Source organism: Blastopirellula marina (genome assembly GCF_002967715.1).
Taxonomy (GTDB): domain Bacteria; phylum Planctomycetota; class Planctomycetia; order Pirellulales; family Pirellulaceae; genus Bremerella; species Bremerella marina_B.
This window is the reverse complement of sequence record NZ_PUIA01000026.1, coordinates 230254-247287: the sequence shown is the minus strand read 5'-3', so window position 1 is coordinate 247287 and position 17034 is coordinate 230254. Positions and strand designations below refer to the sequence as shown.

Genomic DNA, 17034 nt, shown 5'->3' with positions numbered 1-17034 from the left:
CCAGATTTGTTTTGCCAGTGATCGGTACCATAGAAAACGTTCAGGGCCATTGCGGATAAGTTGTGAAATGATGACCAGGAAGTGGACGTGCTGTTACTTGCGATCGAGTGTGTGGAAGATCGTTAGTGTGTTATTGAATGTTAATACATTCAAATATTGTTGAAAGGTGTTATCGGAACTGTATTGGCAATCGTTGTGTTGGTGGCAAAGCGAAGTTGCATGGAATTTTAGCCGGTTGAAATAGGCGGTAATTTATATAGATGTTGATTATGGATGTATGAATAGTGTGATATTTGTTGATGCAGATTGCGTGATTGTGTCTAGGTGATATTTGGAATGTTTGTATTTTCGTGTTGACTTGCTTTCGTGTGTCCCATTGAATGTGCAGGAGTGGTACTGTTTGTGTAAGTTCAATTTTGCAATCAAGGAGACAAATGAAATGCCAGAGCTTCGACCAGATTTAAATGGTGTGCGAGTGAAACTTCCGAATCAGCCCCATATCTACCTAATTGATGAAGGAAAGAAACGTCACATTCCAGATCCGCCGACATATAACAGCTTATTTCGCAGTTGGGAGGGGATTGTGGAGGACCTGGATGTCAATGATATCGAGACAGGAACTACAATTACGCCTGGTTCCGTGATTGCTACTGGCGACGCAACACCTCATGTGTATTTAATTGACGGACGGTCTAAGCGTCATATTGTGTCGCCAGCTGTGATGGACAAGTATCATTTTCGATGGCCAACTCAGCCGGTTCCTCAGGCTGTAATTGATGGCATTCCGACTGGGGCGGCGATCAGCTAGGATCGCTTGTGTTAGCATTCGAAATCGTCGTCAAAATTGTCGAAGGCTATCGGGGAAACTCATAGTAGAGAGTGGCGCACACTGCAAGTTGGTGTGTGCCACCTTTTTGTTGCATCGGAACCTGCATTTACATGGAATGTGAAATGGTGAGAAGTCAGCATTGGCCATGCCAACTCAGTCTTCTACACCCAGCAGGATGAGATATCGCCAGAGGGTTTGCCAACTGGACGGCTCTCGATGATCAGCCAGCTAGAGGGAGTGCATGTGATCACCACCGGTCCCCGGACGGATTCCTCGATGTCGAGGCTTTTCGCGACGATTCTCTCGCGAAGTTGAAGTCGATGAAGGATATTTCTGGAGGAGAATCAAAGCCAACTTCTCGGTATTTCCTGTTTGTTAGGAACGCATCATCTAGCGAGAAGTCTTCAAAAACCTCCTCCACGACAAGAGCATGTCGCGAATTGCTGCCGTTGCCTATTGGCGTTTGGCATCGTTGCAGCGTGTCGAGCACCGGGGAATTAGGGGCGTTCTTACTTGTCCTCCAGTTCCAAAGTGAGTGGATCAGGCGAGCCATCTTCGATGGATACCGACAGCTCCGAGGTGTTCGGGCTGCGGTACTTCTTGGGCAAAAGATTTTTAGGGGGACCCAGCTTATGGAACGCGGCTTGGGCTTCCTGGGGCGTGAGGCCTTCCTCCAGGTCGCGGATTTCCATCTTGCTGACAACGATATCGTACTCGCCTGGCATGGCTCCTTCGACTTGCAGCGAAGGAGAGATATACGTTGTTACTTTGAAGGCTCCTTCCGCATCGGTCGTTCCGCTAGCGGAACGGCCGTCGGCTTGTCGGGGAATGAGCGTTACTGTGGCACCTTCGACGGGCTTTCCTTGGTAGTGCACGAGACCTTTAACCGAATAGGTGGTTGGTCCTCCACTTGACCAGCAACCGGTCAGCAGCACTAACAGCAGGCAAGGTAACGTCAGGGATCGATGAGGGGACATAGTCGGATCGTGTCCTTATAACGGGATCTGCAGGACGATCGAGGTGGTAGGAAGTGATGAAGGTAGCGTCGCTTTGCGTAAAGCGAACGCTGGTTTAGAAGTCGCCGATTACGCCGCCATCGGCCTTGTCCCCTAGCCGGGCATAGGTTAGCCGATCGATCGTTTCAGGCAGGAAGTGAACCGAAGCGTCGGCCATGACAAACTGGCACCCGCCTGGATGGGCCGATTTGAAACCAAACGTAGCATTCCAGTTGTTACTGGCATTGGAAAAGCAGGTGTTCGAGCCGTATCGAGCATCACCAGGGCAAGTCGGAAAATTGATTGGAGCGGTGGTCGCATACCAAAGCGAATCAGGCCATGACCATCCCCACCCTGCGAATGTCTGGCAGGCCATGCGAATCTCGCCCATGAGGATCGTGTTCGACGTGCCGTCGGTGATGTCGGCAATTCGAGCCGAGTAAGGTGTGAAATAGCCACGGCCGAAGGGGCCCGATACAGGCTGGTTTCCCCAGTCCGAACGAACATTTCCGCGGTTGAAGGGGTCTTCGCCGTCATTGTCGGTATCGAGTCCCATTCCCGAAGGAAACGCACCGGCGTTTGCCAGAAGATCACAACCGGCAGCCGATTGCATGTACTGCGAACCAATGCTGGGTGCATAGCTGCTTCGTGCTGCCGAAGTCGTCGGATTGTTGGTTTCGACATCCGGATCACTGGGGCATTGATAGGCTTCGATCTGATGATCGCAGACCCGTTTGCCGTTGACGGTGTACAGCGTGAGATTGTTGTTCTTCATATCAATCCCGTCGTACAGGCTTGTCTGCTCGATAAATGGGAGCAGGCCGATCAAGACGCACATATTGTTGCCCCCTTGTCCGGACCCGTTGTACCAGTTGATCGGAAATCGCTTCATGACGTCGTGATAGTTGTGCAGCGCGATTCCCATCTGCTTTAAGTTATTGCTGCACGACATTCGCCGAGCCGCCTCGCGGGCTTGCTGCACGGCAGGTAGCAAAAGTGCAATCAAAACGCCAATGATGGCAATCACAACAAGCAGTTCGACCAGTGTGAAGCCCCGTCGATTACGGACAAGATAGGAAGCCATGAATGAGCTCCTGCGAGCGAGAGGGTGCAAAAAGGGGGGAGGGTTAAGTCGGTTGCCGATTCTAGTAAAACCCGATTTGCGAATCTATGGAAATATGAATTTAAACAGAAAAAAGAAACAAGATCATGTGTGCGTGGGGCGGGATCGTGCAGCGGGCTGTAGAGGTGCAAGCGAAAGAGTAGAAGGAGTTTATTATGCTCAGATCGAATTTTACTGCGATCGTTTACCCGGGATTACTCGCAATAATGCATTGTGTTGCTGAGAAATATGTCGCTGTTCCTTTGAAGCATAGGGCCGCCGGTGTCGGTAGCAGTGAGGCTTTCTCGTCGGGCTCCCGATCATGAATAACTTATTAAGCAGGCTCCCTGGGTGGTGTTTCGCTTTCCAGATGTGGAGGGGGTTGGCGTTATTTGAACCCAATTTAGGAATTCGTTGTTTCAGGGCTTCAACCAACTACGAACTCAACAACCACTTCGAGATCTTCAACAGCGTCCGCCGCGGCACCCACGGGGTGATCCAGTTCAACAAGAACCACAGCCGCCATTCGTTGATCACGACCAGGCGGCCCTTCTTCATCGCTTTGTAGCCTAGCTCGGCGACGCCGCGGGCAGTGACGGTAGAGCCCTTCTTGAACATGCCGACATGTTTGGCGTGGGCGCGTTGGAAGAACTCGGTTTCGACGGGACCGGGGCAGAGGGCCGTGACGGTGACGCCCAGGTCAGCGACTTCTTCGTTGATGGCCTGCGAGAAACTGAGGACGTACGCTTTCGAGGCGTAGTAGACGGCCATCAGTGGACCCGGCAGAAAGCCGGCGGTGCTGCCGACGTTGAGGATGCGTCCGTGTTGCCGCTCGAGCATTCCCTGCATAAAGCGGTGGGTCATCTCGCTAAGGACCATGACGTTCAAGTGAATCATGCCCCCGTCGGTCTTCCAGTCGTGCTGGTAGAAGGGACCATGATTGCCGAAGCCTGCGTTGTTGATCAGGATGTCGACCTCGATACCGGCAGAGTCGACTTGATTATAAACCTCGTGAACGGCACCTGGCTCGTTCAGGTCGATCGCGATGCACATAACTTTGACGTTGTGCTTCTCGACGATCTCCCGCTTCAGTTCTTCGAGCAGTTCTCCTCGCCGGGCAATCAAGACGAGGTCCCCTCCGTGCTCGGCATGGACCCAGGCCAGTTCGCGGCCGATGCCGCTGGATGCTCCGGTGATCAAGGCGGTGTTCTTCATGGTGCAGGCTCCTGGCGGGTGATGGTGTGCATCTATTCTGCCATACGATCGATACGCGGAACAATTGGCAGAGATGCATCCCGTGCCGCGCGCCTAACTTGTGTGCCCAAGCAGGAGCGATAGGATGGGGGGATGCATTATCTGGCGATCACTCCGAAGGAAGAGAAGCGATGAAAGCAGCCTACATCGAACAAACAGGCCCCCCCGAAGTCATCCAGGTTGGCGAGATCCCCACGCCAGAACCGGGGGAAGGTCAGGTCTTGGTGAAGATCGGTACGGCCGCGCTCAACCCGATCGATACCTATATTCGCAACGGTGCCAACTATTGGGAGTTGCCCAAGCCGTTTGTGACCGGCAGCGACCTGGCCGGTACGATCGAAAAGGTAGGACCCGGGGCCAATCGCTACCAGGTAGGTCAGCGCGTGTGGGGAACGAACCAGGGGCTGGTTGGTCGCCAAGGGACGTTCGCCGAGTATGCCGTCGTGGACGAGCACTGGTTGTACGCGACCCCTGACAATGTCAGCGACGATGCGGCCGCCGCTTGTGCGCTGACTGGCGTGACGGCACATCTGGGCCTGGGTGCCGACAACGCGCGGCTCAAGCCCGGTGAGACGATCTTCGTGCATGGTGGTTCCGGCGGCGTGGGCTCGATGGTCGTGCAGATGGCCAAAGCCATGGGGGCAACCGTGCTGACCACGGCAGGCTCCGGCGACAAAGCTGAGATCTGCCGCGAACTGGGGGCCGACCACGTTTTCAACTACAAGACACAGAACGTCACCGAGGAAGTCTTGAAGGTGTGTCCTGGTGGGGTGAATGTGATTTGGGAAACGGTTCGCGAGCCCGACTTCGATTTCCTGGTTAGCATCGCGGCAGAACGTTGCCGGATGGTACTGATGGCAGGTCGCGATGCCCGGCCGGAGTTTCCGGTGGGTCCTTTCTACGTGAAGGGGTGCAGTCTGCACGGGTTCGTGATGTTCAAGGTCAGCCCTGCCGAGATGGATGTGTGCGGCCAAGAGATCAGCCGCTGGCTCTCGGAAGGCAAAGTGAAGCCGCGGATCGGGAAGATCTTCCCCCTTTCCGAGGCTGCTGCCGCCCATAAGTTGCAGGAAGATAACACATTGCGGCAAGCAGGCACCCTGGCAGGGAAAATCCTGATCAAGCCGTGAACCGGGCTTGCTGAGGAACTATAATGCGGCTCGACTCGTAAACATTGTCAAACGATTTGAAGCCCTTTCGCGAGTGAGCCGCATGATTTCCCGCCTTTGCTTACTGCTAACCCTTCTCACGTTCTTGCCGGTCACCCCGTCGCTGGCCACCGAGTTCGGCGACATTGTCACTGTGGCCGGCACCGGTCATAAAGAGCTAGGCAAAATGGATGGCCCGGTCGACCAGGTCAACATTGGCCAGACGTTCGGCGTACTGATTGGTCCGGATGGCGCGCTGTATGTGACCGAAGTGGAAAACCACCGCGTGCTGCGTGTCGATCTGCAGACCAAGCAGGTCACAACCGTCGCAGGCAACGGCACCAAAGGGTACTCCGGCGACGGCGGCCCGGCGACCGAAGCGCAGCTCAACGAACCGTACGAAGTCCGTTTCGCCACCAATGGTGACATGTACTTTGTCGAGATGCAGAACCATCTCGTTCGCAAGGTCGACGCAAAGACCGGAACCATCTCGACCGTCGCAGGGACCGGCAAGCCTGGCTATTCCGGTGACGGCGGTCCGGCCTTGAAGGCGCAGTTCAAGCAGCCGCATAGCATCGTGCTGAGCGAGGACGACTCGACTCTTTACGTGGCCGACATTCAAAATCATCGCATCCGCGCCGTCGACCTGAAGACAGGCATCGTCCTGTCGATCGCCGGCAATGGGGAGAAGAAGATGCCGATCGACGGCGAGACAATCGCCGGAAAGGCGATGGTCGGACCACGCGCACTTTACCTCGATGGGGACGACTTGTGGATCGCGCTGCGGGAAGGTCACAGTGTCTGGCGGTTGGACTTGAAGACAGGCATCGTGCATCACGTGGCTTGCTCGGGCAAACAGGGTTATAGCGGCGATGGTGGCAGTGCCAAAGAAGCGACGATGAATGGTCCCAAGGGAATCGTCAAAGCACCCAACGGCAACTTGTACGTAGTCGACACCGAGAACCAGGCCATCCGCGAGATCGACGTGAAGAACGACCGCATTCGCACCGTGGCTGGTATCGGCCCGAAGGGGCGTGGTTACTCGGGCGATAATGGTCCGGCGACCGAAGCCAAGATGGATCGTCCCCACGGAATTGGTGTGGGGGCGGATAATGCCCTGTATATCGGCGATACGAACAATCACCGGGTTCGCAAAGTCGTGCCCGTCAGTCAATAAGGAAGAGACCCATGCACGCGATGAATCGACGACAGATGCTTCAAGGTTCGCTGGCAGCGGCCGCCGCGGTTGGCCTGGGAGGTACGGCTGCGGCACAAGATGCTGCGCCCAGCCGCTGGAAGCTGATCACGTTCACCAAGTTTCTGCAGCCGCTAAGCTACGACGAGATGGCCCAGCAGATCGCCGAGATCGGTTTCGACGGCATCGAGGCACCCATTCGCACCGGTGGTCATATCGAGCCGGAGAATGTCGCGGAAGAATTGCCGAAGTTCGTGGAAGCCTTGAAGAAGCAGGGACTGACGATCGACATTCTGACGTCCAGCATCAACAGCGTCGACTCGCCTAACGCGGAAGAGACGCTGAAGGTGGCCAAAGAACTGGGCATCCCACGGTATCGCATGTCGTACTATCAGTATGACCTGAAGAAGCCGGTTGTCCGCCAACTGCGTGAAGCCGGGGCGAAGCTGAAAGACCTGGCCGCGATGAACGAAGCGATCGGTATTCAGGCCGTCTACCAGAACCACTCTGGTAGCCACTACGTGGGCGCTCCGATCTGGGACATCATGTCGCTAGTACGGCAGTACGATCCGAAGGTGGTGTCGATGGCGTTCGATATCGGCCATGCCCGGGTCGAGGGGAACACGTCGTGGCCGATTCAATGGAACCTGGTTCAGTCGCATCTCGGTTCGGTCTACATCAAGGACTTCAAAGGGAACAAGGGTCGTGCCGATTGGTGCTCGGTCACCGAAGGAGAACTGCCTGGCGAGTTCTGGAAACTGCTCAAAGCGAGCCAGTACAACGGGCCGATTTCGCTGCATGTCGAGTACCTGCATGGCGAAGAGGCGAAGCAGGTATCCAACCACATTGCAGCGATGAAGCGGGACCTGGCTTGGCTGAAAGAGAAGCTGGCCTGATCGGTCTGCAGTCGCTGCGAATCCCCCGCCTGAACCCCACCGCTCAACGGAGAGCATTGTGAGAATTGTACCTGCGCTCGTCCTGTCGTGTGTTACTTTTGTCGGTTCGACCTTTGCTGCCGATCAGCGGCCCAATATCGTTTGGCTGTCGTGTGAAGACATTAGCCCGCATATCGGCTGTTTTGGCGACACGCAGGCGATCACGCCGAACATCGATCAGCTGGCGACCGAAGGGGTACGGTATACCAACACGTTCACCACCGCTGGCGTGTGTGCTCCGTGCCGTAGCGGCATTATCACTGGCATGTATCAGACCTCGCTTGGCACGCAGCATATGCGCTGCACGGCGACGCTGCCCGATTTGATCAAGCCGTTTCCTGTGTACCTGCGTGAAGCTGGCTACTACTGCACGAACAACTCGAAGCAGGACTATCAGTTCAAAACACCTAAAGGAACGTGGGACGATTCTTCCGGCAAGGCCCATTGGCGAAACCGGCCTGACAAGTCGCAGCCCTTCTTCGCCGTCTTTAACTTCACCGGTTGTCACGAGTCAGGCATCGCCTCGAAGAAGAAGTATGAGCAAGTCACTAAGGTGCTGACGCCAGAGCAGCGGCAAGATCCTGAGAAGCTGGAATTGCCGCCGTACTATCCCGACACGCCGATCGTTCGTGAAGATTGGAAACGTAACTACGAACTGATTACCGCCATGGATCACTGGGCCGGCGATCTGATTCAGCAGTTGAAGGACGATGGGTTGTACGAAGAGACCATCGTCATGTTCTGGTCTGATCACGGCGTTGGCCTGCCGAGGGCCAAGCGGTGGTTGTACGACTCCGGCACGCATATTCCGTTGGTCGTTCGCATTCCCGAGAAGTTTCGTGTTGCTGGTCAGGGCGTACCAGGCGTGAAGAACGACCAGTTGGTCAGCTCGATCGACTTCGGTCCCACAGTGCTAAAGCTGGCCGGCGTGAAAGTACCTGACTATATGCAAGGGCAACCATTTCTGGGCGAGGGAATTACGCCGCGCCAGTACGTCTATGGGGCCCGCGATCGGATGGACGAACGGTACGACATCATCCGCATGGTCCGCGACAAGCGTTTCCAATACATCCGCAATTACGAGCCCCTCAAGACGTTCTATCAGTACATCAACACGGCCGAGAATGGAGCGACGATGAGTGAGCTGCGTCGTTTGCATGAAGCAGGTAAGCTGCCTGCCGCGGCGGAGTATTTCTTCTCGGCGACCAAGCCGGTGGAAGAACTATACGACTGCCAGGCCGATCCGCACGAAGTGCACAACCTGGCCGCCTACCCGCAGTACGCCGACGTGCTGGAGCGCATGCGCGAGGCTCACAAGCGGTGGGTGCTGGAGACCCGCGATACGGGGCTGATCCCAGAACCGATCCTCGTTGCCCGGTCGAAGCAGGCAGGAAGCGAGTACGAGGTTCTACGGCAAGCGGGCAGCAACGAGGTTAATAAGCGACTGGCCACGGTAGCGGCGCTGGCATCTGAAGGAGAGTCGGCACTGCCGCAGCTCGTTCAAGCGATGAAGGATGAAGACGACGCCGTGCGCTACTGGGCGGCAACCGGGATCGGCAATATTGGCGAGCCGGCTCGCGAAGACGCGGCGACTATCGTTCAGGCTGCTTTGGCGGATGAATCTTCCGCCGTGCGAACCGCTGCTGCCAGAGCCATGTGCCGGATGGGAATGCCGGAGGATGCCTTGCCGGTGCTGGTGAAGGAAATGACCACGGGCCAACAATGGGAACGATTGCAGGCCGCGATCGTGCTGGATGAAATCGACGAACAGGCGCACCCTGTGCTGCAGGAAATGAAGCAGGGGCTTGAGTACCAGAAGGGATTCAACTCGGACGGCAAGTACCGCGTTCGCGTCACGAATCGGGCCCTGAATGAACTGCAAGGAACCGACAACAAGGTTCCCTAGATCTTCACGATATGGAGCGAACGATGTCCTTGCTTACACAACGCTGCTTACTGCTGGCCTTGTCGCTAATGTTGTCGCTGCTGGGCAGGCCGGAAAAGCTAACGGCGCAGGATGTTCGTCCGCCGAACGTGATCGTGGTCTTGTGCGATAACCTTGGCTATGGGGACGTGGGGTGCTTTGGCTCGAAGCTCCATCGCACGCCGCATCTCGATCAGATGGCCGCCGAGGGGATGAAGCTTACCGACCTGTACGCGGCCAGCGGCGTGTGCACGCCTTCGAGGGCAGCACTGCTAACCGGTTGTTACCCGCCGCGGGTCGATATGCACAAAAGCGAGACGGGTGGAGCCGTGTTGCAGCCAGTTTCGTCGAAGGGGCTTTCGCCGGACGAAATTACGATTGCAGAGCTATTGAAGACGAAAGGGTACGCCACCACGATCATCGGCAAGTGGCACCTGGGAGATCAGCTACCGTTTCTGCCAACGCGGCAAGGATTCGATTCCTTTTACGGAATACCCTACAGCGACGACATGACGCCGCGAGAAGGGAAGCCCTGGCCAGACCTGCCCCTGATGCGGGACGAAGTCGTCATCGACGCCCCGGTCGACCTGAATGACGCGACGAAGCTGTATACCGAGGAAGCGATTCGTTTCATCACCGAGAACCGCGAGCGGCCGTTCTTTCTGTACTTACCCCAAGCGATGCCAGGCAGCACGAAGGCCCCGTATGCCAGCGACGCGTTTCGCGGGAAGAGCAAGAACGGACCGTGGGGGGACTCGGTCGAAGAGCTCGACTGGTCGATGGGGGAGATCTTGAAGTCTCTCAAAGAACTTAAGCTCGATCAGCAGACGCTCGTGATCTGGACGAGCGACAATGGAGCCCCGCGCCGTAGTCCGGTTCAAGGATCGAACGAGCCCCTGGCAGGCTGGGGTTACACGACGGCCGAAGGGGGCATGCGGGTACCGACCATTGCGTGGTGGCCAGGGACGATTTCCGCAGGCAGCGCTTGTGCGGAGGTGGCCTCGCTGATGGACCTTTACCCGACGATCGCCGGCCTGGCCGGAGCCTCGCTTCCGCAAGACCGTGTGATCGATGGCAAGGACATCCTGCCGCTTCTCAAGGGAGAGCCAGGGGCGAAGTCACCCCACGAGGCGTTCTACTATTTCATGTTCGATCAGTTGCAAGCGGTCCGCAGTGGCGATTGGAAGCTGTACCTTCCGCTTCAGGAGGTGAAGGGAGGAGGCTGGCAGCAGCAGAAGGAACTGTTCGCCGAGCCAAGACTCTTCAACCTGAAAGAGGATCTACAGGAAACCAACAACGTGGCCGCGCAGAATCCTGCGGTGATGAAGCAGATGATTCTGCTGGCCGAGAAGATCCGAGCCGACCTGGGCGACGACGAAAACCCAGGTCCCGGCCGCCGAAGTGCCGGGCATTTTCCCGAGCCAACTGCCCGGGTTCTGCCGTAATAGCTGCCGCTTATGGGCGAATTTGTCCCCGAACCGCCCCCCGGTGGCGGTTGTCTCACTCGCTGGGCCGCACTCCGCGCAAACTCCATAGTGCGGTACAATGCCCCATTCTTGACGTTGAAACCCTACGAGTAGGACCTCACTTACGAGGAATCCCCCATGCCAAGACGTATTTTGGTCACCTCTGCCCTGCCCTATGCGAATGGGCCGATCCATATCGGACATCTGGTGGAATACATCCAGACCGATATCTGGGTCCGCTTTCAGAAGCTGTCAGGCAACGATTGCCGTTATTTCTGCGCCGACGATACGCACGGCACGGCGATCATGATCAGCGCTCAGAAGAACGGGGTGACCGAAGAAGAGTTCATCGCCAAGATGAGCGAAGAGCACCAGCAGGACTTCGGTGGGTTTGGGATTGAGTTCGACAACTACGGCTCGACCCACAGCGACGAGAACCGCGCGCTGTGTGGCGAGTTCTGGCAGTCGCTGCGCGACGCCGACCTGGTGGTTGAGAAAGACGTCCACCAGCTGTTCGATCCCGAGAAGAAGACGTTCCTGGCCGATCGATTTGTTCGTGGTACGTGTCCTAAGTGTAAATCCGAGAATCAGCCGGGCGATAACTGCTCGAAGTGCGGTGCTGCCTATACGCCGGCCGACCTGATCGACCCGAAGAGCACGCTCTCGGGCGCGACGCCCGAGTTGAAGACTGCCAAGCACTTGTTTGTACACCTGGAAAAGCTGCACGACTTTTTGAACGACTGGACGCAAAGCGGACAGCATCTGCAGGAGGAAGTGGCGAACTACCTGAAGGGGCACTTTCTGCACGATGAACTTCGCGACTGGGACGTCTCGCGTCCTGGTCCGTACTTCGGCTTCGAGATCCCCGACAGCCCTGGCGATTACTGGTACGTCTGGTTTGACGCTCCGATCGGTTACATCGCTTCCACGTGGCAGTGGTGCAAGGCCAACGGCGAAGACCTGGCCAAATGGTGGAAGAATCCCGAGACGGAAGTGCATCACTTCATCGGCAAGGACATCACCTACTTCCATACGCTGTTCTGGCCCGGCATGCTCAAGACGGCAGGCTATAACCTGCCGAACAAGGTCCATATCCACGGCTTTTTGACGGTCGATGGTAAGAAGATGTCCAAGAGTGACGGAACGTTCGTCAAAGCGGCGACGTATCTAAAGCACTTGGACCCGGCCTACCTGCGTTACTTCTATGCCTCGAAGCTGGGGCCAAGACTGGACGACCTCGACATGAACCTTGAGGAGTTCGCCGACAAGATCAACTCGGACCTGGTTGGTAAGGTGGTGAACCTGGCATCGCGGACGGCTAAGTTTGTCGAGGCGACTGGTCTTTCGGCCGAGTACCCTGACGACGGAGGCTTGTTCGAGAAAGGTGTTGCCGCTGGCGATCAGATCGCCAAGGCCTACGAGGACTGCGATCTGAACAAGGCCATGCGGTTGATCTTGGAGCTGGCCGACGCGGCGAATCCGTTCATTGAAGCGAACAAGCCGTGGGAGCTTCGCAAAGATCCCGCCAACGCTCAGCAGCTACAAGACGTGTGCACGGTCGGCCTGAACTTGTTCCGGCAGATCGTTGTGTACCTGTCGCCGGTGCTGCCGAAGTTGGCCGAGCAGACTGGCGAACTACTCAACGATCCGATCACCAGTTGGGATCAAGCCAAGACGCCGCTGACCGGGTCCGCGGTGAATAAATTCAATCACTTGATGAAACGTGTAGAAGCAGACAAGGTGAAAGCCATGATCGACGATAGCAAGGAAGAAGCAGCCGCCGAAGCTCCAGCCGAGGCCAGCCAGGCCGACGAGACTGCGGCGAAGTTCAACGACAGTGCCCAGCCCATGGTCGACGAGCCCATGGCCGAAGAGTGTACGATCGACGACTTCGTGAAGGTCGACCTGCGTGTGGCTCGTGTCCTTTCGGCCGAGCAAGTGCCGGAAGCTCGCAAGCTGTTAAAGCTAACCCTGAGCCTGGGTGGCGATCATCGCAAGCAGGTCTTCGCCGGTATCAAGGCCGCCTATAATCCGGAAGACCTGGTCGGCCGGTTGGTGGTGATGGTCGCCAACTTGAAGCCGCGCCAGATGAAGTTCGGCCTCAGCGAAGGTATGGTCTGTGCCAGCGGCCCAGGCGGCGAAGAAGTCTTCCTGCTCACCCCTGACGAAGGCGCGAAGCCAGGTCAGCGGATTCACTAATTAGCTTGAAGTTTTCAGTTTTCAGAAGGACTATTCGGTAATCCACCGGATAGTCTTTCTTTTTAGGCATCGCGAAGGTTGAGGATCATCTCGATCGCATACGGATCGAGGTTCATTTGCTGGGCGATTTCGGCCTGGGATTGCCCTTCGTCAGCGAGGGCGTAGATCTCGGCTCGTTTGACGTCGTCGCAGAGAAGCTCGGAGACGGCGCTGAACTTGGGGGGCCCTTGGTCGACTAGCTGGCGGCTTTCGGTGATCGTCTCTTGAACGGCATGGCGATCTTCTGGCGGGAGGTGGGCGGCTTCGATCTTCAGCAGGGTGCGCTGCAGGATCAATAATTTGGTGTCGACTTCGGCTTGAAGTTCCCGTGTTCTTTCGAGCATTTCGACCTGCCATTTGTTCAGCTCGGCAGGCCCGCCGGACATGGTCCACTCTTTGGTTTGCGGGCGGGGATTGGAAACGAGATAGCTATCCTTGCCGCGATCCTTCTTCGCTTTCATCTGTCCGCGCCAGTTACGGCGCATCAGAATCCAGATGAGTAAAATCAGCCCGCCGAAGAACATCAAGTACGGTAGGAAGCCGTTCTCGCCCATGCTGTGCATCCCTGCGTGAGGTAACTGGCCGTGCTACTGATCGAGAACCAGGTACTTATCCAAGAGAGCGTCGACGCCAATACAGTACTGCGAACTGCTTTCGTTTTCCTCGTAGACAGGGTCCATCGCCACGGCGGAAACCGATTCGCGCAGCCCTAGCAGCATCTCGCGAACGTGTTCCATGTTGTGCAGCGTCATCAGCTCGCCGGCACCTTCTTCCGTTTGGGCGTACTTCTTCGCCTTCTCTTCCTCGGTAAACAGATTGAGCAGTGTAATCGGCTCTCCATCCTCATTGTTACCGATGGTACTGGAGTAGCCGTCCTGCTGCTTGATGACGTACACCGGATAATTCCAGGGAGAATTATCAACGATTAAGTAGTCTTCCAACAGCGTTTTGATCTTGGCGATCCACTTGGCGTTGACGTCGAACTCGACCGGTTCGGGGTCGTAGGCGACCTTAGTGACCGGCAGCTTCAAGCTTTTAAGAAACCACCGGAACTCGCGGTCGTTATTCAACTGGCGAGGTTCACCGATGATGGCGAACTGCTGCATGAAGTTGAGGGCAACCTGCTCGTTGGAGTGAGTCGTCAGAATATGCTGGGGCTGATCGTCGGTATCTTGGGGATCGACAATCGACGTGTAACCGCCCCCATGCGCGATGAGGTAAAGCGGGTACTCCCACTGAATCGGTGCGGACATTTCCGGGGCTCCTCCTGGTTTCAGATCCGTGTTTCAGGTGGCGGATGGGTTGGTTCGCAACTGTTTGGCGATCTCGCGGTTCTCTCGCTGAATCAGCTGTCCGCAAGCGGCAGCGATATCGGCCCCCAGCGAATAGCGAATCGTGACGGGAAAGCCTGCTGCTTTCAATTGATCTGCAAAACGATCTCGTGCCGCCTGTGTGCTTCCCTTCAGGTGGTCGGCACCATCGATCGAATTGTACGGGATCAAGTTCACATGTGCGTGGATGTTTTTCAGGAAACCGATCAGTTTTTCCGCATCCTCGGGGCGATCGGTCTGATCTTCGAGCATCAGGTACTCGATCATGATGCGCCGCTTATCGCTCAGTTGAAGTTGTAAAAGTGTTTCTTGCAAGCGGCTAAGTGAGACACTTTTGGCCAGTGGAATCAGGTCCTGTCGGACTAGTTGGTCGGCGCTATGCAGGCTTAAGGCCAGATTCACGCTGGGGAATCGCTCGTCGAGACGTAGCATTTCATCGGGGATGCCCACGGTCGACACGAGCAGTCGCTGCTGCGAGTAGTCGAATAACAGGGGGGATGTCAGGGCGGAGATCACTTCGTGGAGATTCGCCGGGTTATGGAGCGGTTCTCCCATCCCCATGAAGACGATATTCCGGACGCGGCGGTCTTCTGCGCGTAGTAGCTGATTGGCCTGAACGACCTGGTCGAGAATTTGGGCCGACGAAAGATTCCGGGCAATTCCCATCTGCCCCGTGGCACAAAAGCGACATGCGGCCGCGCAGCCGATCTGGGATGAAATGCACAGCGATGTCCGGCCGGTCCCGGCCCGCAGGATGACCGACTCGATCATCAGTCCTTCGTCAGTACGAAAGAGAAGCTTCGTTGCCCCGTCGAGTCCGGAATCGAGACGCTCGGCCAGGGTCAGCGGGTGGGGCTCGATCTCGGAGCGTAGCGTCTCCGCCACATTGGGGGAGACCTCCGCGAGAGCTTCTTCGAAAGCCCATCCCTGCTTCAGCCACCGCGTACGAAATTTGCGGAGGGAATGGACGGTTTGCGAATCGTTACCGAATCGCTCGTTCCAGGCTGTGACGTCGTACCAATGCGGCATAGGGGGTTCTCTGCAGAATGCACCCAGTATAGCAGGCAACCCTTTGGCTGAGCGATGCTCCCTGGGGCCGCGGCGGCTGAAATTCGGTCGAATCGCCACCACTTGCCATCGTCAGGCCTGTGGGCCGTTGCCATAATTCCACTTTCCGATCCATGGAATTGCTTACCAAGAAAGGTTTCGATCGATGTCGACCATCCTGACGACCGCGTTTTTGCTGGGGCTCTCGAACATTTTCATGACGTTTGCCTGGTACGCACATCTGAAGGATCTGTCGGCGAAGCCATGGATTATCGCCGTACTGGTCAGCTGGGGGATCGCCTTTTTCGAGTACTTGATTCAGGTGCCTGCCAACCGGATTGGTTTTCAGCGGATGGACCTGGGGCAGCTCAAGATCCTACAGGAAGCGATCACACTGACGGTCTTCATCCCCTTCGCGATCTACTACATGAAGCAGCCGCTACGGCTCGATTTTCTGTGGGCTGGGCTGTGTATTTGCGGGGCGGTTTACTTTATCTTTCGGGGGAACCTTTCTGTCTCGCAGTAGTTTCCCACCGTTGGCCATCGATGAGTCTGCCTGAAGCCATTTTGAAAGCCTTTCCGCCGTCCGAAGATCGCCTGTTCGAGATCCTTCGTCCGGCTGTCGACAACGACATGCTGAAGGACATCGCCATGGCAGATTACGGTCACCGATGGGAGGAAATGTACGAGCATCTGCGAGTCATTCGAGATCGCGGCGAGATCCCTGAGACGTTTGATGTTCAGTTGGACGAAGTCCTTTGTTTGACACGTTGGAGTGACCCGGATAAGCCCAATCCGCCCCCGTTCCGGCCTGGCCCTTCAGGCGAAAGGGGTTTCGTCACGCGGCTATTTGCGTGTGCCTTGCTCATGCGGCAGAAGAAGGCATGGCACGAAGCCTGGGGCTGCGATGTGGCGATCTCGGTGGCCAGTGCGGCCAGGATCGGACCCGACTATGACGAAGCCTTAGCACGGTACTTTACCCATCGGCTCGGCCAGACAACCAGCCTGGACGATCGATCTTTTACGCAGCTTGGCCTGTTGGCCATAGGTTTGCGTCATCGTATTGCAAACATTACCGAGCACGACTTCGAGGAACTGGCCGATCTGCTGCTGGATGCCCAGTCGGGTTCGTCACGTCTGGATGCATTCGATGCAGCCGACCCTCGCCCGGACGACTTTAGTGTCCAGCAGGGCTTTTGGGAGCCAACAATCGCTCAACTGAACGACCAGGCCGCACAGGTGAACCCGAAGCTGGGCGAGAAGTTGCTGCTATGTACTTTATTGGTCGCCAGAGGCTGATTTCATACCGGTTTTCGAGGTAAACTAGAAGTAGATCGAACTCCATTTGAAAGTGAGGTCCACCATGAACGTCAACACTTATCACCACTGGAAGTTCACCCTGGTTGGCGGCGGGATTGCGGCTTTGGGGTTCTTCATGCTGTCGACGAACTATCTGAGCCCCTACACCACATCGTGGCTGGCGTCGGCCGGAATAGGGACGTTGGTTCTCGGCATGGCAATCTTCGCCTATGGGCTGTGGGCCTATCTGCGGCACCAGCCTGGGAAGAATTAG

General features: G+C 56.5%; 16 protein-coding genes. 10 read left to right on the top strand and 6 right to left on the bottom strand.

The window, feature by feature from the left end:
- The first annotated feature begins 400 nt into the window (after positions 1 to 400).
- Positions 401 to 808: a hypothetical protein gene (locus C5Y96_RS09265; protein WP_146115586.1), complete on the top strand. Its 408-nt coding sequence runs from the start codon at positions 401 to 403 to the stop codon at positions 806 to 808.
- Between the two features lie 530 nt (positions 809 to 1338).
- Here C5Y96_RS09265 and C5Y96_RS09260 read toward each other — a convergent pair.
- From C5Y96_RS09260 to C5Y96_RS09250, 3 genes are all read right to left on the bottom strand, one after another.
- Entirely contained in the window at positions 1339 to 1806 is a 468-nt protein-coding gene (locus C5Y96_RS09260; RefSeq protein WP_105352344.1) for a carboxypeptidase-like regulatory domain-containing protein, read from the bottom strand.
- A gap of 94 nt (positions 1807 to 1900) precedes the next feature.
- Entirely contained in the window at positions 1901 to 2908 is a 1008-nt protein-coding gene (locus C5Y96_RS09255; RefSeq protein ID WP_105352342.1) for a DUF1559 domain-containing protein, read from the bottom strand.
- Positions 2909 to 3361: 453 nt separating this feature from the next.
- The gene (locus C5Y96_RS09250; RefSeq protein ID WP_105352340.1) at positions 3362 to 4141 is read right to left on the bottom strand and encodes an SDR family NAD(P)-dependent oxidoreductase; all 780 of its coding nucleotides are present in this window, start codon (positions 4139 to 4141) and stop codon (positions 3362 to 3364) included.
- A 170-nt stretch (positions 4142 to 4311) separates the two neighbouring features.
- On the opposite strand from C5Y96_RS09250, the gene C5Y96_RS09245 reads away from it, so the two are divergent.
- The 6 genes from C5Y96_RS09245 to metG all read left to right on the top strand — a co-directional run bounded on the left by C5Y96_RS09245 (position 4312) and on the right by metG (position 13044).
- Entirely contained in the window at positions 4312 to 5307 is a 996-nt protein-coding gene (locus C5Y96_RS09245; protein WP_105352338.1) for an NADPH:quinone reductase, read from the top strand.
- Positions 5308 to 5389: 82 nt separating this feature from the next.
- The gene (locus C5Y96_RS09240; RefSeq protein WP_105352335.1) at positions 5390 to 6502 is read left to right on the top strand and encodes an SMP-30/gluconolactonase/LRE family protein; all 1113 of its coding nucleotides are present in this window, start codon (positions 5390 to 5392) and stop codon (positions 6500 to 6502) included.
- 11 nt (positions 6503 to 6513) lie between these two features.
- Positions 6514 to 7416, top strand: a complete 903-nt coding sequence (locus tag C5Y96_RS09235; protein ID WP_105352333.1) for a sugar phosphate isomerase/epimerase family protein — start codon at positions 6514 to 6516, stop codon at positions 7414 to 7416.
- 58 nt (positions 7417 to 7474) lie between these two features.
- Complete coding sequence (locus tag C5Y96_RS09230) at positions 7475 to 9361, top strand: sulfatase-like hydrolase/transferase (protein WP_199188662.1); 1887 nt, start codon at positions 7475 to 7477, stop codon at positions 9359 to 9361.
- Positions 9362 to 9384: 23 nt separating this feature from the next.
- On the top strand, positions 9385 to 10824 hold the full coding sequence (locus C5Y96_RS09225; protein WP_105352397.1) for a sulfatase: 1440 nt from the start codon (positions 9385 to 9387) through the stop codon (positions 10822 to 10824).
- A gap of 159 nt (positions 10825 to 10983) precedes the next feature.
- Positions 10984 to 13044 (top strand): methionine--tRNA ligase, encoded by a 2061-nt coding sequence (gene metG / locus C5Y96_RS09220; RefSeq protein WP_105352328.1) that lies wholly within the window; start codon positions 10984 to 10986, stop codon positions 13042 to 13044.
- Between the two features lie 62 nt (positions 13045 to 13106).
- Here metG and C5Y96_RS09215 read toward each other — a convergent pair whose 3' ends face one another.
- The 3 genes from C5Y96_RS09215 to rlmN are packed head-to-tail and all read right to left on the bottom strand — an operon-like array spanning position 13107 to position 15443.
- Positions 13107 to 13637, bottom strand: a complete 531-nt coding sequence (locus C5Y96_RS09215; protein ID WP_105352326.1) for a hypothetical protein — start codon at positions 13635 to 13637, stop codon at positions 13107 to 13109.
- Positions 13638 to 13670: 33 nt separating this feature from the next.
- Positions 13671 to 14336, bottom strand: coding sequence for a hypothetical protein (locus C5Y96_RS09210; RefSeq protein WP_105352324.1), 666 nt, complete (start codon positions 14334 to 14336; stop codon positions 13671 to 13673).
- Between the two features lie 33 nt (positions 14337 to 14369).
- Positions 14370 to 15443 (bottom strand): 23S rRNA (adenine(2503)-C(2))-methyltransferase RlmN, encoded by a 1074-nt coding sequence (gene rlmN / locus C5Y96_RS09205; RefSeq protein ID WP_105352322.1) that lies wholly within the window; start codon positions 15441 to 15443, stop codon positions 14370 to 14372.
- 184 nt (positions 15444 to 15627) lie between these two features.
- Here rlmN and C5Y96_RS09200 point away from each other — a divergent pair, with 184 nt between their 5' ends.
- The 3 genes from C5Y96_RS09200 (at position 15628) to C5Y96_RS09190 (ending at position 17034) form a co-directional block, all read left to right on the top strand.
- A complete protein-coding gene (locus C5Y96_RS09200) occupies positions 15628 to 15987 on the top strand; it encodes a DMT family protein (protein WP_105352319.1) in 360 nt (119 codons plus the stop codon).
- Between the two features lie 20 nt (positions 15988 to 16007).
- A complete protein-coding gene (locus C5Y96_RS09195; RefSeq protein WP_105352317.1) occupies positions 16008 to 16760 on the top strand; it encodes a hypothetical protein in 753 nt (250 codons plus the stop codon).
- Between the two features lie 64 nt (positions 16761 to 16824).
- Positions 16825 to 17034 carry a hypothetical protein gene (locus C5Y96_RS09190; RefSeq protein ID WP_105352316.1) on the top strand — a complete coding sequence of 70 codons (210 nt, stop codon included), beginning with the start codon at positions 16825 to 16827 and terminating at the stop codon, positions 17032 to 17034.

Bases quoted from the DNA above. Each gene is read 5' to 3' on its own strand.
- C5Y96_RS09260 (WP_105352344.1), bottom strand. From the start codon at position 1,806: ATGTCCCCTCATCGATCCCTGACGTTACCTTGCCTGCTGTTAGTGCTG.
- C5Y96_RS09255 (WP_105352342.1), bottom strand. From the start codon at position 2,908: ATGGCTTCCTATCTTGTCCGTAATCGACGGGGCTTCACACTGGTCGAA.
- C5Y96_RS09250 (WP_105352340.1), bottom strand. From the start codon at position 4,141: ATGAAGAACACCGCCTTGATCACCGGAGCATCCAGCGGCATCGGCCGC.
- C5Y96_RS09245 (WP_105352338.1), top strand. From the start codon at position 4,312: ATGAAAGCAGCCTACATCGAACAAACAGGCCCCCCCGAAGTCATCCAG.
- C5Y96_RS09240 (WP_105352335.1), top strand. From the start codon at position 5,390: ATGATTTCCCGCCTTTGCTTACTGCTAACCCTTCTCACGTTCTTGCCG.
- C5Y96_RS09235 (WP_105352333.1), top strand. From the start codon at position 6,514: ATGCACGCGATGAATCGACGACAGATGCTTCAAGGTTCGCTGGCAGCG.
- C5Y96_RS09225 (WP_105352397.1), top strand. From the start codon at position 9,385: ATGTCCTTGCTTACACAACGCTGCTTACTGCTGGCCTTGTCGCTAATG.
- metG (WP_105352328.1), top strand. From the start codon at position 10,984: ATGCCAAGACGTATTTTGGTCACCTCTGCCCTGCCCTATGCGAATGGG.
- C5Y96_RS09215 (WP_105352326.1), bottom strand. From the start codon at position 13,637: ATGGGCGAGAACGGCTTCCTACCGTACTTGATGTTCTTCGGCGGGCTG.
- C5Y96_RS09210 (WP_105352324.1), bottom strand. From the start codon at position 14,336: ATGTCCGCACCGATTCAGTGGGAGTACCCGCTTTACCTCATCGCGCAT.
- rlmN (WP_105352322.1), bottom strand. From the start codon at position 15,443: ATGCCGCATTGGTACGACGTCACAGCCTGGAACGAGCGATTCGGTAAC.
- C5Y96_RS09200 (WP_105352319.1), top strand. From the start codon at position 15,628: ATGTCGACCATCCTGACGACCGCGTTTTTGCTGGGGCTCTCGAACATT.
- C5Y96_RS09195 (WP_105352317.1), top strand. From the start codon at position 16,008: ATGAGTCTGCCTGAAGCCATTTTGAAAGCCTTTCCGCCGTCCGAAGAT.
- C5Y96_RS09190 (WP_105352316.1), top strand. From the start codon at position 16,825: ATGAACGTCAACACTTATCACCACTGGAAGTTCACCCTGGTTGGCGGC.